The following is a 16246-nucleotide window of genomic DNA, read 5'->3' as shown; positions in this document are numbered from 1 at the left end:
GCAGCTGCGGATCCTGATCTGTTGGCGTTGCGTTGGTCCGATTTCATCACTCCCTCCACATTGCAGCTGGCTCCGCTGGTGGAGTTGTTGCTGGAGCCGGTGCGCTGCGAGCGCACCCTGGCTGAGTTGCATCTGGGTCTCCAGGAGGCCCTGGTCAATGCCGTGCGCCATGGCAACGGCTGTGATCCGCGCAAATGCCTGCGGATTCGCCGCATCCAGACGCCGCGCTGGCTGGTCTGGCAGGTGCAGGATGAGGGACCTGGTGTGCCGGCAGGCCATCGCGGCCACGCCTTGCCTGACCACGAGGACACCCCCTGCGGCCGGGGCCTGTTCCTGATCCACCATTGCTTTGATGATGTGCGCTGGAGCGGTCGCGGGAACCGCCTCCAACTGGCCGTTCGGCGCTCCCGCTTCAACGCCCGTGGCTTGGACAGCCCGGATCACTGATCTCCTGACGCAGCCAGGCCAGGCCATGCTCCAACAACGCGATCGCCCGCTCCCGCGCTGCGGTTGAGCTGGTCGAGGCCGGGCTGTCCTCTCCGAGCAGCTGCACCAGGGCCGCCGCAATCTGCTCCGCGCCACGGCGCGGCCGTTGGGCCTTGAGGGCGTGCCAGTCACGGTCTCCGATGCTGAGGCTGCGATGCAGAGCCACGGCTTGCTCCAGGGCCTGCGGGGGCCAGTCCCGTTTCACAGCAGCTGACTGGGTCACTGGACAACACACAACGGCGGCGCCCATCCTGGCGGGATGCCTCACCCCACGCGCCGCACCCGCCCGATCGGTGCCCTGCATCAGCTGGCTGCCGTGCTCACCATGGCCAGTGCAGCTCCTCGGCAGCTCGGACAGGCTGCCTGGCAACGTCGCCAACGGCAACGGCTAGCCATTGCCCAGCGCCTGCTCGATCCCCTGCCCCAGGGGCTGCGGCAACCCCAGGCTGGACGCCACTTCTGGGTCGGCCTGAGGGGAGCCGGTGCCGGCCTGATCCTGGCCTGGTGGCTTCAACGCTGAGCTGCACCCGCCGGACAGCGGTTCGGCTCAGAGCGGTTTGCGGGCGGTCCAGACGCGGGTCATGAAATGGGATTCGGCAGCAATGTCTTCGAATCCGGCCTCCGTCAGCCGCGCGTCGATGTCGTCCTCGATGTAGTGCCGGAAGTAAGGCTCGTGGAAGACCCGCCGGAAATTCTCCATCGGCGCGGCGAACTCCGGCGAATCGTTCAGCTGCACCGAATCCGCCAGCACCAGCACGCCACCGGGCTCCAGCACCCGCTGGATCTCGTTGAGCACGGCCTGCCTTGCCGACCCCGGCAGCTCATGCAGCAGAAACACGCAGGTGGCGCCCTGCAGGCTGGCCTCAGCGAAGGGCAGCGTTTCGGCATTGCCCTGGATCAGCTGGGGCAGCTCGCCAGGCAGCTCGGCGAGCCAGCGATTGGCCTGCCGCAGGTAAGCGGTGGAAAGATCGATGCCGATCAACTGGGCCTTGGGCAGGGCACCACGCAGCTGGCGCAGGGTGCGACCGGTACCGGTGGCCACGTCGAGCACCCGCAGGCAGCCCGGGGGCCGATCGGTGAAGGCCTTGAGGCCCTGAACCAGGGGGCCGAGGACCCGTCGCCGCATCGGATCGGCGGTGCCGTTGAACAACAGCTCCACCTGCAGGTCATACAGGGCGGCGGAGTGGTCGCTGAGGTAACCGTCGGTCTGGTGATGGAAATTCTGGAGGTAGTAGTCCGGGTAGGCAGCGGGATCGATGGTGCGGGGCAGGTCGCGCACCTTCCGCTCCCGGCGGCGGGTCCAGGTGGCCGGAATATCGAGCCAGATCAGCGGGTACCGGCTGGCCCAGTCAAGCCAGGGGGCATCGAACAGCAGGGAGGCCGGATAGAGGCCCTGTTCCGCCTCCTGCCAGTCCCGATCCAGCAGACGTTGCATCGATGCCTGCAGCATGGCCAGCAGGGCCGGTGGCACCGGCACCGTGCGGGCGCTGACCTCAGGACTGATCAGGTCCATGAGGCGGCTGCTCACTTCCTTGTGGGCCAGCCCGACCAGACTCTTGCCCTGCTGCAGGGTGTGATAAGCCAGCTTGCTGAGCTGATCGGACATGGAAGGGCCGAAGCGACAACGTCTGGGTGCATTCCAACGGATTGGAATGCTCATCCGTGAGCCAGGATCCTGATCAGCTTCGCGATCGGATCCGTTCCTGAGACCTGATCCGTACACATGATCCGTTTTGAGATCTGCTCAGCCTTGCGCTCTGCAATGCCCTGGGATGCGAGGTTTCCTGCGATGCGGTCAAGCCTCAGGCTTCAGATGTCGTAGTAGAGGCTGAATTCGCAGGGGTGGGGGCGCTGACGCAGCTGCTGCACCTCCGCGTGCTTGAGCGCGATCCAGTTGGCGACGAAATCCTCGCTGAACACGCCGCCCGCCAGCAGGTAGTCCTGGTCAGCCTCCAGGGCCTCGAGAGCGCCACTGAGGGAGGCCGGAAGCGATGCAATTCGGGCCCGTTGATCGGCCGGAAGTGCGATCAGATCCCCATCGATGCCGTCACCGGGATCGATCTGGTTCCTGATTCCATCCAGTCCGGCCATCAGCATCGCCGAGAAGGCAAGGTAGGGATTGGCCAGGCCATCGCCGGATCGGAACTCCAGCCGTTTGGCCCTGGGGCTGGGGCCCGTGATCGGAATGCGGACGGCCGCTGAGCGGTTGCCCTGGGAATACACCAGGTTCACCGGCGCTGGGAAGCCCGACACCAGACGCCTGTAACTGTTCGTGCCCGGGTTGGTGAAGGCCAGAACGCTGGGCGCATGGCGCAGCAGACCGCCGATGTACCAGCGAGCGGTCTGGGAGAGGTTGGCGTAGGTGCCCTCCCCGAAGAACAGGGGCTGGCCAGCCTTCCAGAGACTCTGGTGGACAGGCAGTCCAGAGCCGTTCGCGCCAAAGACTGGCTGCGGCATGAAAGTGGCCGACCGTCCATATTTTCTGGCCAGTTTGCGCACCATATAGCGGGTGATCATCAGGTTGTCCGCCGCGCTGATCAACTCCGCATCCTTCATGCCCAGTGCGTGCTGCCCCGATGCCGTCACCGCATGGTGATGCTTGTCCATCGGAACCCCGAGTGAGCCCAGCAACAGCACCATCTCGCTGCGCAAGTCCTGATCGGCGTCGCTGCGGTTGCCGCCGTCGTCGACGTGGCCCTGGTTCCAGGCAGCCTCAATCGACTCGATGCTGTAGGAGCAGCCCGCCTCGCTGGAGCTGTAGCGCACGTCGTCAAAGAGGAAGAATTCCGGTTGGGGCGCGAAGTACGCCGTGTCGGCAAGACCGGTCGAGCCCAGATAGGTGAAGGCCCTCTGGGCCAGGGAGCGGGGACAGCGGCCTGTGGGCTTGGCGCTGCGGGGCTCCTGGATGGAACAGATCAGGCTGAGGGTCCTGTGGCTTTGGAAGGGATCAATCCAGGCGGTGCCGGGATCGGGCACCAAGGCGATCGCTGAGTCCTGAACCGGATTCCAGCCGCGGAATACCGAACCGTCCCAGGCGAGCCCGTCGGCAAAAGCCCGGGCGTTGACCTGGTCAGCGCACACGGTGAGGTGCTGCCATCTGCCATGAAGATCAGCGACTTTGAGGTCGATCAGTTCGATTCCCTCGTCCTTGATCTGGCTCAGAACGTCCCGGGCGGTTTGGGCCATGACGAAGTGGTGGGGGGAGCCCGCGCAGACCACGGGTTGACTGAACGGTAGGGATCGCCCCGAAGCTCACTCGCCAGGTCTGGTCCGATGGCGCCACTTTGCGTAACCGTTTCTGTCAAGTTGCCGAGATCGCGCCTGGCAGCAGGAATGTTGCCGGTTGGTGAGTGCTAGTTTCCGCTGCAGGTGCGTCGATCCACAACACCCATGCGCGATGCCATCACTGGTTTGATCGGCCGCTACGACCAGCTCGGTCGTTATTTCGATCGCGATGCCATCGACCGCATCAAGGGCTTTTACTCCCAGTCCGCCCTTCGTCTGGCGGCCGTGGAGCTGATCAACCGAGACGCCGCCGAGATCGTTCGCGAAGCCTCGCAACGGCTCTGGAAAGAGGATCCTGAACTGATCCTGCCGGGAGGAAATGCTTACACCACCCGTCGTCTGGCCGCCTGTCTGCGGGACATGGACTATTTCCTCCGTTATGCCAGCTACGCCCTGATCGCTGACGACGCCACGATCCTCAACGAACGGGTGCTCAACGGTCTCGACGACACGTACAAGAGCCTTGGGGTTCCCACCGGTCCCACCGTCCGGGGGATCGCCCTGCTGGGTGAGGTGGTGTGTGAACAATTGTCCGAGGCCGGAGTTGCTGAGGCGGCCGTGCTGGCCTCGGTCGTGAAGGCTCCTTTTGATCACCTCTGCCGTGGTCTGGCCTCCACCAACGTGCGTGCCCGCTGACCAGCAGCAGCTCTCTGTTTAGGCTCAATCGTCTCACCCCCTTCCGCCCTCGGTCTTGGTCTCCACTCCTGCCCGTCCGCCCGTCGGCGATCACCAGCTCAGCGAATCTCACCGCTGCACGCTCGGCCCGATCGCCACACCGGATCGTCTTCTGCTCGGACCCGGGCCCTCCAATGCCCATCCCACGGTGCTTCAGGCCCTGTCCCGGACGCCAATCGGCCATCTCGATCCGCTCTACGTGGAGTTGATGGGCGAGGTGCAGGAGCTTCTGCGCTACGCCTGGCAGACCGACAATCGCCTCACCATTCCGATGAGCGGCACCGGCAGTGCCGCCATGGAAGCCACCCTGGCCAACACGGTGGAACCGGGTGACAAGGTGCTGGTGGCCGTGAAGGGCTACTTCGGCCTCCGACTGGCGGATATGGCCGGCCGCTACCGGGCGGAGGTGGCCACGATCGAACGCCCCTGGGGCGAGGCGTTCACCCTGGAGGAGATCGAGGCGGCGCTGCAACACCATCGCCCCGCCATCCTGGCGATGGTGCATGCCGAAACCTCCACCGGGGTCTGCCAGCCCATGGAGGGCATCGGTGAGCTCTGCCGGCAATACGACTGCCTGCTCCTGCTCGACACCGTGACCTCCCTGGGGGCGATCCCCGTCTTCCTGGATGACTGGAAGGTGGATCTGGCCTACAGCTGCAGCCAGAAGGGCCTCAGCTGCCCTCCAGGCCTCGGTCCCTTCACCATGGGGCCCCGGGCCGAGGCCAAACTGGCGGCCCGGCCGGACAAGGTGCCGAACTGGTATCTCGACGTGAGCCTGCTGAACCAGTACTGGGGCAGCAACCGGGTGTATCACCACACCGCCCCGGTGAACATGAACTTCGGCATGCGCGAGGCCCTGCGTCTGCTGGCTGAAGAGGGTCTGGAGAATGCCTGGGCCCGTCACCGGGCCAATGCGGAGCGCCTCTGGATCGGTCTGGAGCGCCTCGGTCTCGAGCCCCACGTCCCTGAAGAGCTGCGGCTGCCCACCCTCACGACCGTGCGCATTCCGGAGGGCGTGGATGGCAAGGCCTTCAGCCTCCATCTGCTCAACACCCATGGCATCGAGGTCGGTGGTGGTCTCGGTGTGCTGGCCGGCAAGGTCTGGCGCATCGGTCTGATGGGCTTCAACAGTCGCGCCGAGAACGTCGATCGGCTGCTGGATCTGTTCGAGGCCGAGCTGCCTGCCTTCCGCTCCGCCGCTGCCTGAACCAGGCCGTGAGCTGAGCTCCAGCCTGCTCGCCGCGCACCCCGCCCACCACGGTCATCGCGTGGTGGGCGCTGGGATCGCTGGCCAGATCCAGGCACCCCCCCAATGCGCCCCGCTTGGGATCCGGGGCGCCATAGACCACCCGTCCGACCCGCGCCTGCACCAGGGCGCCGGCACACATCGGGCAGGGCTCGAGGGTCACCACCAGGGTGCAGGCGTTGAAACGCCAGTCGCCGAGCAACAGCGCCGCCTGGCGCAGGGCCACCAGCTCGGCGTGCCCCAGCGGGTCCATCTCGCGATGGCGCCGATTGCTGCCCCAACCGATGCAGCGTCCCTGGGCATCCAGCATCGCGGCCGCGACCGGAATCTCACCGGTTTCCCCCACAGCGGCTGCATGGCGCAGCAACCGATCCATCCAGCTCTCCAGCCTGGTGTGCTCGATCGGTGCTCTTGATGCCAGCTCGGCAGGCCTGTGGTTCTGATCGGGCAGGAGTTGAGGATCCCCCGAACCGAGCGGATCATCAAGGAGCTGTTGGGTCGGCAAGGGCTGGTGGGGGCCGGTCGTCCCGACGGAGTGTCGGCATCGATCGTGGCAGCGGGGCGAGCCCGGCCAAACCAGGGCCTGAACCATGCTGCGCCCCTCAGGTGAGAATGGGAGACCTTGACCGTCCGCCGTTGGCCAGCGCGCCACCAGCTCTGCGGGCCGCCTCGCCCCTGCCCTTTGCCGATCCTGCCCAGCCGGATGCGGCCCTGGAGTCGTTTCTGCATCGGGCTGCCAGCCAGCTCACGGCCTGGATGGGCAGCAGCCTGGCCCGCTCGCCTCTGCCTGGTCTGAGTGTGCTTCCCAGCGCGGTACCTGAGGCTTTCGGCCTGCCATCGGAAGCCTTGCTGGCCGATCTCCAGCAACTGATGGATGGGGCCTACAACCCCCACCACCCCGGAGCCCTGGCCCACCTGGACCCCCCGCCCCTGGCGGCCTCGATCGTGGGCGATCTGATCTGCGCCGGTCTCAACAACAACCTGCTGGCGGAGGAGCTCTCCCCCAGCCTCAGTAGGCTGGAGCGCAGTCTCTGCAGCTGGCTGGCCGAAGCGATCGGTCTGCCGGCCGGTGCCGGTGGCATCCCGGCCAGCGGTGGCAGCCTCAGCAACCTGATGGCTCTGGTACTGGCACGCCACCGCGCTGGCCTGGCCTGTTGCGGCCAGGCGGTGGTGCTCTGCAGCCAGGATGCCCATGTGTCCCTGGCCAAGGCCCTCACGGTGATGGGACTGCCGGCCACGGCCCTGCTCACGCTGCCGACCGATGCCTCGGGCGGTCTTGCCATCGAGGCTCTGGAGAGCAGGCTGAAGACACTGCGAACCCAGGGAGTGCCGGTTCTGGCTGTGGTGGCCACCGCCGGCACCACCGTGCGGGGAGCGGTGGATCCCCTCGAGCCGGTGGCGGATCTGTGCCGGCGCCAGGGGATCTGGTTGCACGTGGATGGGGCGATCGGAGCGGTGTACGCCCTCAGTGATCGCCATTGCCACCGGGTGGCGGGTCTGGCTCAGGCGGATTCGATCACCCTCAATCCCCAGAAGCTTCTGGGCATCACCAAAACCTCCTCCTTGCTGTTGCTGGCTGATCCGGCAGGTCTGGAGGAGGTGTTCGGCACGGGGCTTCCTTACATGGAGCCCAGCTGGGGGGGCAGCCATGGCGGCGAGGCAGGGCTGCAGGGCACCCGTCCCGCCGAAATCCTCAAGCTCTGGCTGGGCCTTCGGCAACTGGGCCTGGCGGGAATCGAAGCGGTGCTGGATGGCGCCATCGAGCGGCGGCGACATCTGCGCCAGCTGCTGGCCTCTGGTGACCGGCTCGACCTCAAGGACGGCCAGCTGCACCTTCTCGCCTTCTGCCCCGCCGGCTATGACGCCGAGCAGGCCACCCACTGGAGCGCCGAAACCCGCCAGCGCCTTCTGGCCGAGCAGTTGATGCTGTCGCGGCCCCTGTACGGCGGCCGCCATCACCTCAAGGCCGTGCTCGGCAACCCCCACACCAGGGCCGAACACCTGGAGCGGCTGGCGCAGCTGGTGCACGCCTCGCTTCTGCCGCAGCTCTGAAGACGACCAGGCCTGATCACCATTTCAGACCCATTTCTTTTGCACTGCCAACCCCAATCCCGTTTCATTTCCCGCTCCCTCACCAACCCCTATGGACCCATCCGCTCCGGAGACGCCCGACAAGCTCGCTTCCGCACCGTCTCGCTCCGACGATGCCGCCAGCCCAGCCAGGGGCTCAGGAGCGTCTGATCCCCCTGCCGGTGTCGAACGGGATCGGCGGCGTGGCCAGTGGGTGGCCGTCGTCACCGGGGCCCTGTCGATCCTGATCGGAGTGGCCTACCTGGTGTTGATCACGGTTCTGGATCGTCAGGGTCCCCTGCTGCCGCCTCCGCCGGAGGCCTTCGGCGTGGCGGCAGTGCGGTCTGCTCCGGCCGCTGCAGGGGCTCCACGACGCGGCGCAGGGCCAGATCGAGAAAGCGGCGCAGGGCTCCTTCCCGCCGGTTGAGCTCGAACTGGCGTTGCACCACCTCCTGCAGGCCGCCATCCCCCCAGTCCTGGTCCTGGTCGAAGTAGGTGATGAAGCTCCGCCCTGCCACCCGGGTCAGCCAGGCGGCGCTGACCGCCTGAATCGCGCGACCCACCAGCAGGGTCGGCAGCTGCAGGCTGAGAGCCCCGCTCAACAGGCTCACGCCCCCCTTGATCAGCCCCAGCCCCGCCAGGGTGCGACCCACCGAGAGGGCCAGATCCTGAGCTGAGGCGCGGCTGAGGGTGATGCCGTAGATCCGGCCGATCTCCACCACCATCTGGGCATTCACGGCGGCGGCACCGAGCAGATCCACCCCTGGCAGGGGCGTGACCGCCAACACCCCGGCACTGATCCACATGTAGCGATCCACGATCCGGTCCGCATCGCTGCGGCGCTGGCGGGCCAGCAGGGCGCGGCTGGCCTCACTCAGTCGGCGGCTCTGCAAAAGGATGTTGTCGGCGATCAGCTCTTCGCCGTCGCTGTGCAGCACCGCCGCCAGCCGGCCCAGCAGGGCGTCGACTTCAGGCGGAGGCTGCAGCGGACGGCCCCCTGGCATCGGCACGCTCTGGGGAGACGCACTGGCACTGACCACATCAGCGGCGGTGAGGCGGCCCTGGCAACGTTGGCGCAGCAGAGCCAGCAGCCGCTGTTCCTCCCGTTCACCGCGCAGGTCGCACTTGTTCAGCACCAGCAGCAGGCGTTTGCCCAGCCCGGCCAGGGTGTCGAACACCTCCAGCTCGCTGGCCCGCAGATCTCCGTCCACCACCAGCAGCAACAGATCGGCCCGGGCCGCCTGATCGCGGGCGGCCTGCTCCCGTCGCTGCCCATCGACGCCGGCCTCCAGGATGCCGGGTGTGTCCACCAGGATCACCGCCCGGCGCAATCCCCGCAGCCGCAGCCGGTAGCGGTTCGAGCCGAAGGTGGATCCCATCGGGGCCCCCACCTCTCCCACCAGCTCGCCCAGCAGGGCGCGGATCAGGGAGGTCTTGCCGGCCGAACCACTGCCGAACAGCACGATCACCAGATCGCCGCGCTCCAGCTCCGCCTGCACCCGCTCCCGCTCCTGCCGCAGGGCCTCGCGAGCCACCGCATCCCGGACGCGATCGAGGGTGGCATCAATCGAGGCCAGCTGGCTCTGGGCCGCCTCCTGGCGATTGTTCGGTGGCGGCGGCAGCTCACCAGCGGCAGAGCCGCTGCGGCTGGAACGGCCGAGGCGCCGTCCTCCCTGGAGCCAGGGCCACACCAACCGGGCCAGGACCAGCAGCAGCCCGGCCAGCAGCAGCAGGGCGATCGGGCCCACCAGCCAGCCTGGGAGCCAGTAGCTCAACTGCCAGAGCAGCTGATTCACGGTCTGCAGCACCATGCCCACCAGCACCAGCACCGCCAGGGCGACGACGAGCCAGATCCAGGGCCTGGCGGGCAGCTTCATGGTGTTGGGCTCGTGGTGCCTGCGCCTCGGACCAGATCGCCCCAGAGGCCCGCGGCCAGGGCACTGCTGGCGTGGGTGGGGCGGTTGTCGTCATTGCCGAGCCAGACGCCAATCACCCAGTGGCGCCGGGGCTCGAACCCCACGAAGAGCAGATCCCTGCCCTCGTTGGTGGTGCCGGTCTTGCCACCCTCCTGCCCCCCCAGGTAGGCGGCGCTGCCGGTGCCACTGCGCACCACCGCGCGCAACAGATCCTGGAGAGCGCGGGCCGTGGCTTCGCTGCTCACCCGCCTGCCAGGGGCAACGGTGGCGGTGGGCTGACGCCCGCCTGGATCGCTCTCGCCACGGCTACTGCCCGCGGCACTGCCCGCCGCACTGGCTTTGCAGCGCTGGAGGGTGGCGGGATCGGCCAGCCGAGCACCCCCGCCACAGAGTTCCGCATCGGTGAGGCGGCGGATCGTGCTGGGCTGATGCCAGAGGCCGTTGTTGGCGATGGCGGCGTAGGCACCGGTGAGTTCCAGCAGCGTCACTTCGCTCTGTCCCAGGGCCAACCCCGGCACGGCCGCCAGGGGGCTGCTGATGCCGAGCACGCGGGCCTTGTTCACCACCGCCTCCAGGCCGACCCGCTGGGTGAGCCGCAGCGCAGCGGTGTTGCTGCTGCGCGCCAGGGCCTGCCGCAGGCTGAGGCTGCCGCCGCAAGTGCTGGCGAAGAACTGCCCACGCCATTGCAGGGGGCCGCAGCCGATCCGATCTCCCGGCCTGGCCCCCTTCTCCAGGGCCACTAGATAGGGCACCAGCTTGAAGGTGCTGCCCGGCTGGCGCAGGGCCATCGAGGCGCGGTTGAACTGGCTCTGGCGATAGTCGCGGCCGCCGGCGATGGCCAGGATGCCGCCGCTGCGACTGTCGAGCACCACCACGGCACCCTGGCTGACGCCGCTGAAGGCCGGCCGAGCCAGGGAGTCGCGCAGCTGCCGTTCCACCCGTTGTTGCAGGGCTGGATCGAGGTGGGTATCGATCAGAAAGTTGCCCTCCTGTGCCACCTCCTGCCCCACCAGGGCCTCCAGATCACGGCGCACCTGATCGCTGTAGAACGGGGCATTGCGGCCAGGTCCATTGGATCGGCAGGCCTGTGGAGCGAGCTGCACCGGACGGCGGCGGGCCCGGCGGGCCGCATCGCGACCGATCCGGCCGGTGTCCGCCATCTTGGCCAGCACACGGTTGCGAGAGTCCAGAGCGGCCTTGGGCGCCACACAGGGATCATTGCCGTTAGGGGAGGGCAGCAGCCCCACCAACAGGGCGGCCTCCTCCAGCTCCAGGCGAGCGGCCGGTTTGTCGAAGTAGTGGCGGGCGGCATCCTCAAAGCCCCAGCCCACCCCGAGGTAGACACGGTTGAGATAACTCAGCAGCAGATCGGCCTTGCTGAAGCGGGCTTCCAGCTGAAGGGCCACCAGCAGCTCCCGCCACTTGCGACCCAGTGTTTCCCCCTGTCCCACCTGCTCCGGATACAGGCTGCGGGCCAGCTGCTGGGTGAGGGTGCTGCCACCTTCCAGCACGCGGCCGCCCACCAGGTTGGTCACCAGGGCCCGGCCTGTCCCGATGGGATCCACCCCCGGATGCCACCAGAAGCGGCTGTCCTCACTGGCCAGCAGTGCATCGATCAACACACCCGGGTAGTCCCGCAAGGCGGCCAGCTCGCGATGCTCCACGCCCTCCGCCGAGCTGAGCGGCCGGTTGTTGCGGTCGTAGAGCGCCAAGGGTCCGCGCACGTTGGCCAGACTGCCGCGGATCGGCGCCTGCCACAGGGCCAGGCCCAGGAGCAGAGCCCCGCCACCGGCCAGACCGGCCAGGGCAAGGCAGGTGCCCAGCAGCAGGGGGGCCAGGCGGCGCTGCATCGGCTGGCGGAACACCAGCAGCGGCACCGGCCCGCGTTCTTCCGGGCCGAAAGCCACGGCGTCGCCGTCCCGCAGCAGCAGCTCCTGCACGCGCCGCCCCTGCCACCAGAGGCCGTTGGTGGAGCCGGCGTCCTGAAGCAGCCAATGCTGACCGCGCCATTCCAGGCGTGCGTGCTCACGACTCACGGCCGGGTGATCGATCACGATCTCCAGGTCGGGATCCCGGCCGATGCGCCAGAGACCGCCATGCAGGCGGAGCGTGCGCTCAGGCTTGATCTGCTCAAGTGTGGTGCTTACAGCTTCGGCATGCTCTGCTGCTGCAGCGGAGGCCGATGGAGGCCCACCTCGCTCGGGAGATGCGGTGCCATGGCCATGGCGCGGCAGGGGATCCCTCCGGGAGCCATCGAGGCCGTAGAGCTCCAGTTGCGCTGCTGCCAGAGGGAGACCGGTCATGCCACCGAACGGGGCCGGCCAAGCAGATCCAGCAGGAAACAGGCCACGGCCACGTTGATCGCCACGTCCGCCAGGTTGAACACCGGAAAGCTCACCGGCACGAACTCCAGGAAATCCACCACGGCTCCAAGGCGCCAGCGATCGACACCATTGCCGATGGCTCCCCCCAGCAAGCATGCGCAACCGGATGCTTGCCAGACCCCCATGCGGGGCTGGGCCAGAAGCCACAGCACCAACCCCAGGGCCACCAGCAGGCTCACCAGACCCAGGGCGACGGTGGAGCCGGTGAACAGGCTGAAGGCGGCTCCGGTGTTGAATACCAGGCGCAGTTGCAGGATCCCGGGAATCAGGGTGTCCACCTGACCGGCGGCCAGTTGCTTCAAGGCCCAGTGCTTGCTGAGCTGATCCAGGATCACCAGCAGAGCCGCCAGTCCCAGGCAGAGCAGCTGGCGGCGGTTGGGTCGGCGCCAGAGGGTTGAAAGGATCATGAGGGCAGGAGCAGCAGGCGCCGCAGCAGCAGGGCCACCACGGCAACGGCGCAGCAGAGCATCAGCTGGGGCAAGAGGGGCCCGATCGAATAGCTCATCAGCAACGGCACCAGGGTGCCGCTCCAACGGCCTGCCAGAGCCCCGAGCAGCAGGTTGGCGATGCCGCACAACTGAATCACCAGCAGGCCGATGGCGGCAGCACCGGCCAGGGAGAGGGGGTCGTTCATGCCCGGCTGGCGGGCCAGACGGCCCGTCAGCCAGGCCGCCGGCAGAAACCCGGCCAGATAGCCGAAGCCGGGATCCAGCACATAGGAGGGGCCACCACCGCCATAGAACACCGGCAGCTGGAACAGCCCCACGCTGAGGTACGCAACGGCCGCGAGCATGCTGCTGCGCGGGCCGCAGACCAGCGCCGTGAGCAACAGGCCGGGGACCTGCAGGGTGATCGGCAGGCTGACCAGCGTCCAGGCACCCGTGAGATCGTCCAGACCTCCAGAGGGAAGGGGAACGGCAGCCTGGATCAGGCCTCCAACCAGGATGAGCAGGAGTCCGGCGATGGCGCCGCTCCAGGTGGCAAGGGCCCGCAACGGCACAACCAAAGGGCTGGCGCCATCCTGCTGCAGCTAGGTTCACCTGACCAGACACCCTCGGGCCAGACAGGTTCGGGGGCGGAGTTCAGGCCCATGCCACCCAGACAGCCCGAACAGGCACCTCCGCCAGGCCAAGGCGTTCCGATCGAGGCCGCAGCCTCGGGTGAGGCGGCATCAGGTGATGCCGTGAAGGACGTTGGTGGACATGACCATCCGGGACAGGAAGACGCGGCAACCGCGATTCCCCAGGAACCCGAGACGGTTGCTCTCCAGATTGGAGCGAGGGTCGAGGTATGCCGGCCCTTGCGCTATCTGAAGACTTCTGACCCGATGCCGATGTTGCGCCCCCCCGATCTGGTCGATCCGGGCGAGGTCGGCACGGTCACAGCCATCCGGATGATGGGTCAGGTCTCGGTGCGATTCCGTCGCGGCAGCTTCCTGATCAACAGCGATGATCTGAAGCTCTGCTGAGCATCTGAGTAACCTCGCTGACCAGCTCAGACCGAGTCAGGGCAAGGCGACACCGTCAGGTCGATAACGGGTGGGCTGTCCAGACGGCTGCGGCTCCTTCCAACGCCGCGGTCGGTCCACAGAGGCTGAGGTGGGGACGGCGCAGGCAACGCTGTGCCGCTGCCTGAAGGGCTGCACCATCGAACTGGCCGGCTCGCTCCAGGGCCTGGTCCACGTAATCCGTGGGAAGTCCATGGCCCAACACCAGGGCCAGACGGTCGGCGATCTGGCCGCAGGTCTGCCGGCCCATGGCGTCCTGACCACGGAACTTGGCCAGGGCCAGCTCCAGTTCCTCAGCGTCCAGCGGGTGCTCCAGCAGTCGCTGCCATTCGTCCAGCAGCGAGCGGCAGGCATCGGCGGCGCGATCGGCCGACGTGGAGAGGTGGAACACGAACGGGGCGGCGCCGCGGCGGGCGGGCAGGTGGACACCCACGTCGTAGGCCAGCCCCTGCTCTTCGCGCATCACGACGAACAGGCGGCTGGACATCCCCATGCCCAGATGGCTGTGCAGCAGCCGCAGGGCCAGACCATCCTGTTCGCCCAGGGGCACGGTGGCTGCACCGAGCATCAGCACCATCTGTTCGGTGTCCTGGGAACAGAGGGCCAGGCGCTCCCCCGGCCACCCCAGGGGACCAGTCCCCTTCAACGGCGCCTGGCTGCTCCAGGGTGACGCCTCCAGGCTGCGCTGCAGAAGCGTGATCAACGACTGAGGCACATCACCGCAGAGCACCAGCACGGCGCCGTGCGCCCCGAGGGTCTGGCGCAGCGGATCCAGGGCCTCCAGCTCCAGGCCCTGCAGGTCCGCCTCGAGCCCCAGGGGGTCATGACCGTAGGGCCCGTTCCCATAAAGCTGCTGGCGTAGACGGTCGTGGCAGAGCTGGAACGGATCCTCCTTCTGGCGCTGCAGGGCCTGCAGATTGAGCTGCCGCTCCAGCTCAAACTGATCGGCTCGCAGCCAGGGGCTCTGCACCATGGTCAGCAGCAGCGGCAGGAGCAGATCGGCATCCTCCCTGGCGCATTTGAGGCTCAGCAGCAGGTTGTCTTCGGAGGCCTCGCAGCGGAGCGCGGCGCCGCATCCCTCCACCAGATCGGCGAGGGCCTCCGGACCCAGGTCGCCGCAGCCGCGGGTCATCAGGCCAGCCAGAATCTGGTGGGCACCGCAGGCTCCCGCTGGATCGAGGCTGCTGCCTCCCCGGATCCAGAGCCGTGCCGACAGGATCGCCGGCCCGGGGCGATGGACCACCGCCAGGGGCAGGCCGCCCGGCAGCAGCATGGTCTCCGGCGTGGTGCGGAACAAAGACAACGTCGGGAGGGGCATCAGGCGGGAACGGCCTCCAGCACGCAGGCCAGGGCTGGATCAAACAGGGGCAGCATGCTCTGCTGCAGGCGAGCGGGGCTCCAGGTCTCGAGCAGCTGCAGGGGTTGCTCGAGAGGAGCATGGCGGCCCCAGAGCCCATTGGCGCCGATCAGTCCGGCTACCCCACCAGCGGCTTCGAGCCCGAATCGATAGGCATGCGCCACCAGGCGCCGACTTCGCTGCCACTCGGCCTCCGGCAGGGCCGTCTCGCCGAGCTCCTGCCACACCTGGGCGATCACCCGGCGCACTTCCGGCAGATCCTCGGGCTCGCAAACCGCTTCCAGCAGCGCCAGGCTGCCGCACTCGAGCACGTGCAGGTCGAGATCGACGCTCTCAACGATCCGCAGATCTTCCCGCAACCGATCCACCAGCCGGCTGCGACGCCCCTCCGCCAGGGCGGTGGTGAGCAGGTCGGCGCCCATCACGGCCTCCTGCTCAACGGCCGCGGGCAGGGCCCAGGCCATCAGCAGGCGGGCAGCTTCCAGCCTGGGGATGGCGAGACGGTGGACTCCAGGGCGGAGACGCAGGGCCGGCGGCGAGGGTGGATCGCTGCTGGCGTCGAGCTCGGCCAGGGCACTGCCGCTCAGCTGATCGAACCGCTGGTCCGCGGCCAGGGGACCCGTCTCCAGGCAGCCGCTGAGGGCCAGGATGCAACGGTCTGCCCCATAGAGCCGCCGCTGGAACTCGCCCATCACAGCGGGCGTGTGCTGCAGCAGGGCGTCGCGGCGGCCCAGGATCGGCAATCCATAGGGGTGATCCGGGCAGGCCAGAGCGAGCAGGCGCTGCATGGCGATCTCCTCGGGCTGGTCTTCGCTCTGGGCCAGTTCCTCCAGCACCACCTGGCGCTCCATGGCGAAGGCCTCCTCCTCCAGGCGAGGGCGCAGCACCAGATCCAGCAGCAGATCGAGGGCCTGATCGGCCGCGTCGGGTGGAATCAGCACGTGATAGTGCACGTCATCGAAGCCGGTGGCGGCATTGCTGCTGCCACCCAGGGCCTCGATGCGCCGGTCAAACTCACCGGCCTCGAGGTGGGCACTGCCCTTGAACACCATGTGCTCGAGAAAGTGGGCCACACCGCTCTCCTGCGGAGCCTCCCAGGCACTGCCGGCCCGGCACCAGAGGTTGAGGCAGATGAGCGGCGCGTCCGGCAGGGACAGGCTGACCACCGGAGCCCCGTTGGCGAGATGGTCGAGCTGAGGGGGCGCCAGCTCCGGCAGCAGCAGCGGCGACGCCCCCTGGGGCACGGCAACGGGCACGGTGGCAGACGCATGGCAGGATCTGCATTCTGCTGCTGCCACCGGCGGCACGCGCCCGTCCCTG

The 16246-nt window shown here is 67.9% G+C and carries 16 protein-coding genes; 6 read left to right on the top strand and 10 right to left on the bottom strand.

The genetic code is table 11. From position 1 onward, the window contains the following. The first annotated feature begins 21 nt into the window (after positions 1 to 21). Entirely contained in the window at positions 22 to 447 is a 426-nt protein-coding gene (locus VB777_RS07375) for an ATP-binding protein (protein WP_197170175.1), read from the top strand. Here VB777_RS07375 and VB777_RS07370 read toward each other — a convergent pair. Next, positions 413 to 736 carry a DUF6439 family protein gene (locus tag VB777_RS07370; protein ID WP_323248022.1) on the bottom strand — a complete coding sequence of 108 codons (324 nt, stop codon included), beginning with the start codon at positions 734 to 736 and terminating at the stop codon, positions 413 to 415. The genes VB777_RS07375 and VB777_RS07370 overlap by 35 nt on opposite strands. A 9-nt stretch (positions 737 to 745) precedes the next feature. Between VB777_RS07370 and VB777_RS07365 the strand changes: the two genes are divergently transcribed. After that, on the top strand, positions 746 to 1006 hold the full coding sequence (locus VB777_RS07365) for a hypothetical protein (RefSeq protein WP_197155343.1): 261 nt from the start codon (positions 746 to 748) through the stop codon (positions 1004 to 1006). A gap of 27 nt (positions 1007 to 1033) precedes the next feature. Here VB777_RS07365 and VB777_RS07360 read toward each other — a convergent pair whose 3' ends face one another. Together VB777_RS07360 and glnA are read right to left on the bottom strand one after the other, a co-directional pair. Next, a complete protein-coding gene (locus VB777_RS07360; protein WP_322756974.1) occupies positions 1034 to 2092 on the bottom strand; it encodes a class I SAM-dependent methyltransferase in 1059 nt (352 codons plus the stop codon). A gap of 203 nt (positions 2093 to 2295) precedes the next feature. Then, a complete protein-coding gene (glnA, locus tag VB777_RS07355; RefSeq protein WP_323248018.1) occupies positions 2296 to 3672 on the bottom strand; it encodes a type I glutamate--ammonia ligase in 1377 nt (458 codons plus the stop codon). Positions 3673 to 3876: 204 nt separating this feature from the next. Between glnA and VB777_RS07350 the strand changes: the two genes are divergently transcribed. Next, on the top strand, positions 3877 to 4407 hold the full coding sequence (locus VB777_RS07350) for an allophycocyanin subunit beta (protein WP_197170178.1): 531 nt from the start codon (positions 3877 to 3879) through the stop codon (positions 4405 to 4407). 55 nt (positions 4408 to 4462) lie between these two features. Then, positions 4463 to 5653: a pyridoxal-phosphate-dependent aminotransferase family protein gene (locus tag VB777_RS07345; protein WP_416223825.1), complete on the top strand. Its 1191-nt coding sequence runs from the start codon at positions 4463 to 4465 to the stop codon at positions 5651 to 5653. On the opposite strand, the gene VB777_RS07340 is transcribed toward VB777_RS07345, so the two are convergent. Then, on the bottom strand, positions 5571 to 6068 hold the full coding sequence (locus tag VB777_RS07340) for a nucleoside deaminase (RefSeq protein ID WP_197172421.1): 498 nt from the start codon (positions 6066 to 6068) through the stop codon (positions 5571 to 5573). The genes VB777_RS07345 and VB777_RS07340 overlap by 83 nt on opposite strands. Positions 6069 to 6328: 260 nt before the next feature. On the opposite strand from VB777_RS07340, the gene VB777_RS07335 reads away from it, so the two are divergent. Then, on the top strand, positions 6329 to 7744 hold the full coding sequence (locus tag VB777_RS07335) for a pyridoxal phosphate-dependent decarboxylase family protein (RefSeq protein WP_416238321.1): 1416 nt from the start codon (positions 6329 to 6331) through the stop codon (positions 7742 to 7744). A 290-nt stretch (positions 7745 to 8034) separates the two neighbouring features. Here the strand turns inward: VB777_RS07335 and VB777_RS07330 are convergent, their stop codons facing one another. From VB777_RS07330 to VB777_RS07315, 4 genes are read right to left on the bottom strand one after another with little or no spacing between them, the layout of a single operon-like run. Beyond that, positions 8035 to 9639 carry a YcjF family protein gene (locus VB777_RS07330; RefSeq protein ID WP_323248016.1) on the bottom strand — a complete coding sequence of 535 codons (1605 nt, stop codon included), beginning with the start codon at positions 9637 to 9639 and terminating at the stop codon, positions 8035 to 8037. Continuing rightward, positions 9636 to 11981 carry a transglycosylase domain-containing protein gene (locus tag VB777_RS07325; RefSeq protein ID WP_323248014.1) on the bottom strand — a complete coding sequence of 782 codons (2346 nt, stop codon included), beginning with the start codon at positions 11979 to 11981 and terminating at the stop codon, positions 9636 to 9638. Before VB777_RS07325 ends, VB777_RS07330 begins: the two co-directional genes overlap by 4 nt. Further along, entirely contained in the window at positions 11978 to 12469 is a 492-nt protein-coding gene (gene lspA, locus VB777_RS07320; RefSeq protein ID WP_323248012.1) for a signal peptidase II, read from the bottom strand. Before lspA ends, VB777_RS07325 begins: the two co-directional genes overlap by 4 nt. Then, positions 12466 to 13056 (bottom strand): biotin transporter BioY, encoded by a 591-nt coding sequence (locus tag VB777_RS07315; RefSeq protein ID WP_197155379.1) that lies wholly within the window; start codon positions 13054 to 13056, stop codon positions 12466 to 12468. The genes lspA and VB777_RS07315 overlap by 4 nt, the downstream gene beginning before the upstream one ends. 96 nt (positions 13057 to 13152) lie before the next feature. Here VB777_RS07315 and VB777_RS07310 point away from each other — a divergent pair, with 96 nt between their 5' ends. After that, positions 13153 to 13530: an NAD(P)H dehydrogenase assembly family protein gene (locus VB777_RS07310; protein WP_197155380.1), complete on the top strand. Its 378-nt coding sequence runs from the start codon at positions 13153 to 13155 to the stop codon at positions 13528 to 13530. A gap of 55 nt (positions 13531 to 13585) precedes the next feature. Here VB777_RS07310 and VB777_RS07305 read toward each other — a convergent pair whose 3' ends face one another. Both VB777_RS07305 and VB777_RS07300 read right to left on the bottom strand, forming a co-directional pair. Beyond that, the gene (locus tag VB777_RS07305; RefSeq protein ID WP_323248010.1) at positions 13586 to 14887 is read right to left on the bottom strand and encodes a pitrilysin family protein; all 1302 of its coding nucleotides are present in this window, start codon (positions 14885 to 14887) and stop codon (positions 13586 to 13588) included. Beyond that, a complete protein-coding gene (locus VB777_RS07300) occupies positions 14887 to 16182 on the bottom strand; it encodes a pitrilysin family protein (RefSeq protein WP_323248008.1) in 1296 nt (431 codons plus the stop codon). Before VB777_RS07300 ends, VB777_RS07305 begins: the two co-directional genes overlap by 1 nt. Between the last annotated feature and the right edge of the window lie 64 nt (positions 16183 to 16246).

Origin of the sequence: Synechococcus sp. CCY9202 (assembly GCF_034931685.1) — a bacterium.
In the GTDB taxonomy this organism is placed as follows: Bacteria; Cyanobacteriota; Cyanobacteriia; order PCC-6307; family Cyanobiaceae; genus CBW1002.
The sequence above is the reverse complement of the archived record's forward strand: the minus strand, read 5'-3'. Positions and strand labels throughout refer to the sequence as shown.

What these genes read in the sequence shown, in the direction of transcription:
- VB777_RS07370 (WP_323248022.1), bottom strand. Translation starts at nt 736, where the DNA reads ATGGGCGCCGCCGTTGTGTGTTGTCCAGTGACCCAGTCAGCTGCTGTG.
- VB777_RS07365 (WP_197155343.1), top strand. Translation starts at nt 746, where the DNA reads ATGCCTCACCCCACGCGCCGCACCCGCCCGATCGGTGCCCTGCATCAG.
- VB777_RS07360 (WP_322756974.1), bottom strand. Translation starts at nt 2,092, where the DNA reads ATGTCCGATCAGCTCAGCAAGCTGGCTTATCACACCCTGCAGCAGGGC.
- glnA (WP_323248018.1), bottom strand. Translation starts at nt 3,672, where the DNA reads ATGGCCCAAACCGCCCGGGACGTTCTGAGCCAGATCAAGGACGAGGGA.
- VB777_RS07350 (WP_197170178.1), top strand. Translation starts at nt 3,877, where the DNA reads ATGCGCGATGCCATCACTGGTTTGATCGGCCGCTACGACCAGCTCGGT.
- VB777_RS07340 (WP_197172421.1), bottom strand. Translation starts at nt 6,068, where the DNA reads ATGGATCGGTTGCTGCGCCATGCAGCCGCTGTGGGGGAAACCGGTGAG.
- VB777_RS07330 (WP_323248016.1), bottom strand. Translation starts at nt 9,639, where the DNA reads ATGAAGCTGCCCGCCAGGCCCTGGATCTGGCTCGTCGTCGCCCTGGCG.
- VB777_RS07325 (WP_323248014.1), bottom strand. Translation starts at nt 11,981, where the DNA reads ATGACCGGTCTCCCTCTGGCAGCAGCGCAACTGGAGCTCTACGGCCTC.
- lspA (WP_323248012.1), bottom strand. Translation starts at nt 12,469, where the DNA reads ATGATCCTTTCAACCCTCTGGCGCCGACCCAACCGCCGCCAGCTGCTC.
- VB777_RS07310 (WP_197155380.1), top strand. Translation starts at nt 13,153, where the DNA reads ATGCCACCCAGACAGCCCGAACAGGCACCTCCGCCAGGCCAAGGCGTT.
- VB777_RS07305 (WP_323248010.1), bottom strand. Translation starts at nt 14,887, where the DNA reads ATGCCCCTCCCGACGTTGTCTTTGTTCCGCACCACGCCGGAGACCATG.